Annotated in this window: 1 protein-coding gene; it reads right to left on the bottom strand. The window is 64.6% G+C overall.

The genetic code is table 11. The features are described 5' to 3' along the window. Nucleotides 1–384 (bottom strand): hypothetical protein (locus UK12_RS43885; RefSeq protein ID WP_045306969.1); only part of this gene is annotated, 384 nt, incomplete at both ends.

The raw sequence follows: 384 nt of genomic DNA, 5'->3' as shown, positions 1-384 counted from the left end.
AGCGGTGCGCGGGGTGTCCAGGGGTGCCAGGGCAAGCAGGGGAGCCAGGGCGACAACGGTGGCCAGGGTTTCGAGGGCAACCAGGGCAATCAGGGTTTCAAGGGTGATAGGGGTGCCCAGGGTTTCCAGGGCTTCCAGGGCAATCAGGGTTTCCAGGGTGACACCGGTGCCCAGGGTTTCCAGGGCGTCCAGGGCAATCAGGGTTAGCAGGGTGTCACAGGTGACCACGGTGTCCAGGGCAACCAGGGCTGTCAGGGTTACCAGGGTGACCACGGTGCCCAGGGTTTCCAGGGCTTCCAGGGCAACCAGGGTTTCCAGGGTGACACCGGTGCCCAGGGTTTCCAGGGCTTCCAGGGCAATCAGGGTTTCCAGGGTGACACCGGT

The sequence above is a fragment of the Saccharothrix sp. ST-888 genome (assembly GCF_000955975.1).
Taxonomy (GTDB): domain Bacteria; phylum Actinomycetota; class Actinomycetes; order Streptomycetales; family Streptomycetaceae; genus Kitasatospora.
This window is presented reverse-complemented; position numbering and strand designations above follow the sequence as displayed.